This window comes from Frankia gtarii, from assembly GCF_025403375.1.
GTDB classification, from domain to species: domain Bacteria; phylum Actinomycetota; class Actinomycetes; order Frankiales; family Frankiaceae; genus Frankia; species Frankia gtarii.
The window spans coordinates 1-4122 of the sequence record NZ_JAMPTM010000414.1; the positions used below are offsets into that span (position 1 = coordinate 1).

5 protein-coding genes are annotated in these 4122 nt (G+C 72.4%); 3 read left to right on the forward strand and 2 right to left on the reverse strand.

Features of this window, described 5'->3' with window-relative positions:
- Window positions 1–198 precede the first annotated feature (198 nt).
- A complete protein-coding gene (locus NBZ83_RS30560) occupies window positions 199–774 on the forward strand; it encodes a GNAT family N-acetyltransferase (protein WP_261564605.1) in 576 nt (191 codons plus the stop codon).
- Between the two features lie 28 nt (window positions 775–802).
- Here NBZ83_RS30560 and NBZ83_RS30565 read toward each other — a convergent pair whose 3' ends face one another.
- Both NBZ83_RS30565 and NBZ83_RS30570 read right to left on the reverse strand, forming a co-directional pair.
- On the reverse strand, window positions 803–1240 hold the full coding sequence (locus tag NBZ83_RS30565; protein ID WP_009742557.1) for an SsgA family sporulation/cell division regulator: 438 nt from the start codon (window positions 1238–1240) through the stop codon (window positions 803–805).
- Between the two features lie 178 nt (window positions 1241–1418).
- Window positions 1419–2207 carry a DUF3710 domain-containing protein gene (locus tag NBZ83_RS30570; RefSeq protein ID WP_261576357.1) on the reverse strand — a complete coding sequence of 263 codons (789 nt, stop codon included), beginning with the start codon at window positions 2205–2207 and terminating at the stop codon, window positions 1419–1421.
- 300 nt (window positions 2208–2507) lie between these two features.
- Here NBZ83_RS30570 and NBZ83_RS30575 point away from each other — a divergent pair, with 300 nt between their 5' ends.
- Together NBZ83_RS30575 and NBZ83_RS30580 are read left to right on the forward strand one after the other, a co-directional pair.
- Window positions 2508–3422 (forward strand): mechanosensitive ion channel family protein, encoded by a 915-nt coding sequence (locus NBZ83_RS30575; protein ID WP_261564603.1) that lies wholly within the window; start codon window positions 2508–2510, stop codon window positions 3420–3422.
- A gap of 31 nt (window positions 3423–3453) precedes the next feature.
- Window positions 3454–3933 (forward strand): Rv3103c transmembrane domain-containing protein, encoded by a 480-nt coding sequence (locus NBZ83_RS30580; RefSeq protein WP_261576358.1) that lies wholly within the window; start codon window positions 3454–3456, stop codon window positions 3931–3933.
- The last annotated feature ends 189 nt before the right edge of the window (window positions 3934–4122 follow it).

The window sequence follows — 4122 nt, forward strand, 5'->3', positions numbered from 1 at the left end:
TATAAGAGACAGGCCCCCGGCTTCGGGCCTCGCCGCTCGTCGGAACGTGCGGCGAGATGCTGGAGGTTGTTGACCGTTGCCGAGCCCCAGATGCTCATCAACCTCCAGCAAGTCCGCACCAGCGACCACGGCTCACCCATACGCGCCTCGCTGGCCAGCCGGCCGCACATGATCCGCCCGGCTGGGAGGATGGCGGTCATGCCCGACGCCGGATCACGCCCCGTTCCCGGTCCACGCCCCGCAGCCACAGCCGCAGCGCTTCCGGCTTCGCCGCCGGATGACGGGATCATCCTCGCAACCGCCCGCGACAGGGACGCGGACCAGATCGTCAAACTGCAGTATCTCTGTTACCAGGCCGAGGCCGAGCTGTACGGCGACCACTCCATCGCGCCGCTGACGGAGACAGTCGCCGAGCTGCACGGCATCCTCGCTGCAGGCGGTGACGGGCGGAGCGACGGCGCCACGGTCGTCCTCGTCGCACGGCGCGGCTGGGAGGTGGTGGCGGCGGTGCGCGGGCGACTCGACGGCGGCATCTGCCGGGTCGGCCGGCTCGTCACCCATCCGCGGCTGCGCCGCCGGGGGCTCGCCAGCCAGCTGCTCGCCGAGATCGAACTCCGCCACCCGACCGCCGCGTGCTTCGAGCTGTTCACGGGCGCCCGCAGCGTCGACAACATCCGCCTCTACACCCGCTGCGGGTACCGGGAGACCGGGCGGGCCACCAAGGGTGGCATCGAGATGATGTTCCTCGCGAAGCAGGCCGGGGCGCCCACCTGAGCGGGCGGAGCGCCGGCGGCTCGGGACGTCAGGGGTTGCGGGTGCGCAGAAGGGTGCGCAGCTCCGCGTTCCAGTCGATGCCCTCGCTCTCCCGGCCCGCCGGCACCTTCTCCTCGATCTCCGCGAGGAACCGGGTGACGATCGAGCGGGGTAGTTCGAGGTCGGCGTGCCCGGACGGGCTGGACAGGGAGACGGTGACGACCGCTCGCCCCTCCGACCGGGTCGGCCGGATACGCACGTCGCCGGTGCCGGTGGGGCCCTGCGTCCCCTCCGCGAGCAGCGTGCGCGCGAAGATCCAGGTGATGGACTCCCGGCCGGGGCGCAGGATCAACTCCACCGCGAATGGATCTGCCGGGTCGTAACGCAGGGTGCCTGCCACGGAGGCACGCGCACCGTCCTCCGTGACGAAGTCGGCGGACAGATCGCGCACCACGACATGCGCGGGCGTCGAACTGTGACGGAGCATCGCTGCCTCCCAACACGGTCGGATCCGACCCTGTTAGCATCGCTCCCGCCACGCTCCGGATCGGCCGCCCGAAGGCCCCTGTGTACAGGCGGAACAACCCCACGACCACGGGCCGATCAGCACCAGCACCAGCGCCCGCGAGCGTCGGCGGACCCGCGAGCACTCGGGCCCTCGGGCGTCAGCCCCAGGTGGTCAGGTTGCGGCTGAGTCCGCCGACCGGCGCCCCGATCACCTCGCGGTTGATCCCCCGGGTGTCCAGGACGATGGCGCCGGACGGTCGGATCCGACCGAGCTCGCCGCCGATGTCGCCGTTGGGCGGATTGTCGTCACGGTCTGTGGACAGACGCAGCGGCAGGGCTGCGCCGCGCGGGGCCGCTCGCCCGCCACGCAGCACGATCACCCCGCGCAGCACGTCGTCGATGAGGACGTCCGTGCCGGGCGCCGTGCCGGGCGCCGTGCCGGGCGCCGTGCCGGGCGCCGTGCCGGGCGCCGTGCCGGGCGCCGTGACCACGGCCCGCAGGAACCAGCGGGGACCGTCGAAGCCGAGCACTCGTACCAGCCATGCCTCCCCGCCTGGCACCGCCGCCACCCCGGCCGTGAACCAAAGCTCCGTTCCGGCGTCGCCGATCGTCTCCCCGGCCGGCCCGCGCACGCTCGGCCCGGTCCAGCCGGCGGGGCCCGGGAGCCGCTCGGCGGACGGCTGGCGCAGCTGGGCGCGAACCTCGCCCCACAGGCCGTGGCTCTTCGGCGCGGCGTACACGGTCAGCGTCATCGTCGCCCGGCCGACGCTCACCTCGACGGCGACACCGCGGCCGGTGTCCGGATCCGTCCGCAGGTCGACCGCGACGCCGTCCGGCACCGGGACGATGAGCGAGCCCAGATCCAGCCGGCGGACCCGATCGTTCGGCGCGTCGGCGACGTCGTAGGGCCCCGGTGCCGGCTCGCGACGACCGGCGGGAGCACCCACCAGATAGTCCGATCGGTCATCCGCGGTGGATCGGAGTCGGCCTCGGAGTCGGGCTCGGCCGAACCTTGCGAGCATCTCAACCGTCCCCTCCACCAGGCAACCCGCTCAGCATCCCCGATCTCCCGGCCGATGTCGACGCGGCCCGAGACCACACCGGGGCCGGTAGGGCGCCCATGTGACCTTGATCCGGTGTGTACCCGTTGGTTGGACCGAGGGTAGGTTCGGGGGGGTGAGCGGAGTTCGACAGTCCCAGCCGGCGCCGTCGGCGACGACCTGTGCGCGCCCGCCCCGCCGGGTCGCATGATCAGCGCAGCCGGCGCGTCCACAACCGTGATCACCGCGTCCGCCCCGCTGAGCGACATCGGGCACTGGGCCCGCGGCAGCGGCCTGGAGGTCGTGCTGCTGGTGACGGGGGCGGTGCTGCTCACCCGGTTGGCAACCTGGCTCGGCGACCGCGTCACCAGCCGGATCGACGTGCCCGCCACAGGGACGGACCGGGTGGTGCGCACGGAGGCGGCCAAGCACCGGCACGCCGTCGCCCAGGTCGTCACCTGGGTCGTACTGGTCATCGTCTACTGCCTGACGGCGGTGCTGGTGCTGCAGCGCTTCGGCGTTCCCCTGACCGGCTTCGTCGCACCGGCGACGATCGTCGGTGTCGCCCTCGGTTTCGGTGCGCAGCGGGTCGTGCAGGACATCCTCGCCGGGTTCTTCATCATCGCCGAGCGCCAGTACGGCTTCGGCGATCTGGTCCGCCTGCTCGTCGCCGGCGGGCCGGCGACCGGGTCGACCGGCACGGTGGAAGAGGTCACGCTGCGCATCACCCGGATCCGGACGAGCAGCGGCGAGGTGGTCACCACGTCCAACGGGCAGATCGTCCAGGTGATCAACCTGTCCCGGGACTGGGCCCGGGCGATCGTCGACGTGCCCGTCCCGGCGACCGTGGACCTCACCACCGTCAGCGATCTGCTCAACCGGGTCGGCGCCGAGTCCTACGCGGACGAGACCCTGCACGCCCTGCTCCTCGACGCCCCGACCGTGATGGGTGTGGAGAGCATGGACCTCGACGAATTCAAGATCAGAGTGGTGGCCCGCACCCAGCCAGGTCGGCAGTTCGAGGTGGGCCGGACGCTGCGGGCGCGCATCGGTACCGCCCTGCTGCGGGAGGGCATCATCGTGCCCACGGATCTCGACACCGCCGCTCCCACCTCCTCGTGACCGGCCCCGACCCGACCAGGCGGTCCCGCGCTTGACGTCACTGTCCTCACTGCGACCGGTCCAGTTCCTGCACTCGATCCACATGCGCCGCTCCACCATGGCCCTGGTGGTGTTCTTCCTGCTGACGGTGGCGCTGTACCTGCTGGTCCGCCCGACGCCCGAGCGCGTCGCGCAGACCCGCCGCGCGGCGCAGACCGAGCAGTCGACCGTGGACGGCGAGTCGCCGGAAAACTCCACGAAGACCACGCATACACAACGACACACCACCGCGACACCTACCGCCACCACGGCGCCCGCGCCGACCCCGACGCCGACCGCCACCCCCGATCCATCGGCCACGGCTACCACCGCCACTTCGCCGTCGGGGTCCCCCATCCCCACCGCGGCCCCGACCGCGACCGTCGGCACCGGCTCGGACCTGCGCTCGGACGGCACCGCGGCGACGGCTGGCGCGCCCACGCCTGCCCCCACCGCTGGCCCCGGCCTCTCGGGCACCGTCGGTCAACCGTGAGTCGACGTCCTCCCCGGCTGAAGACGAAGGCCGGGCATCCACCCCGAGGCCAGGCCGACCACCCGGAGCAACATGGCGCCAGACCACTGACAGGCAACAAATGGCCGCCCGAAAGGGTGGGATATGGACCGGGCGGTTGGGTAGGGATCGGCCATGACGACGCCGCCCACCCCCGCACCGTCTGAGGGC